Source organism: Mesorhizobium sp. M8A.F.Ca.ET.202.01.1.1 (assembly GCF_004791595.1).
Taxonomy (GTDB): Bacteria; Pseudomonadota; Alphaproteobacteria; order Rhizobiales; family Rhizobiaceae; genus Mesorhizobium.
The window spans coordinates 1-334 of record NZ_SRUN01000158.1 but is presented as its reverse complement, the minus strand read 5'-3'; the positions used below and the strand labels follow the sequence as shown (position 1 = coordinate 334).

Annotated in this window: 2 pseudogenes; one reads left to right on the top strand and one right to left on the bottom strand. The window is 68.9% G+C overall.

Annotated elements, in window-relative coordinates:
* A pseudogene (rirA, locus tag EN845_RS34295) lies at positions 1-107 on the top strand (iron-responsive transcriptional regulator RirA); the annotation flags it as partial.
* Between the two features lies 1 nt (position 108).
* On the opposite strand, the pseudogene EN845_RS34290 reads toward rirA, so the two are convergent.
* Positions 109-334 (bottom strand): annotated as a pseudogene (locus EN845_RS34290) (iron ABC transporter); the annotation flags it as partial.

The window sequence follows — 334 nt, the reverse complement described above, 5'->3', positions numbered from 1 at the left end:
TTGCCGTGCTGTCCGGCTACTCGATCGCCGACCTCGTCGCCGCGCGCCCGAGCGTGCGCCACCTGCTCGGCATCGACCTCCTGGAGCAGCGCGCTCCCGCCGCATGACCTAGGCCGCCGATTGCGGCAGCACGAACGGCATATTCGCGGCCGGCAGCGCACCGACCTTGAGGCGGCAGTCGAACACTTTTTCAATCAGCTCGTCGTTGAGCACGTCCGTTGGCGAGCCGGTGGCCGCCAGTTGGCCGCCATGCAGCGCGAAAATGCGGTCGGCATACATGGCTGTCAGGTTGAGGTCGTGCAGGATCGCCACCACCCCGCCGCCGCGCCGGGCG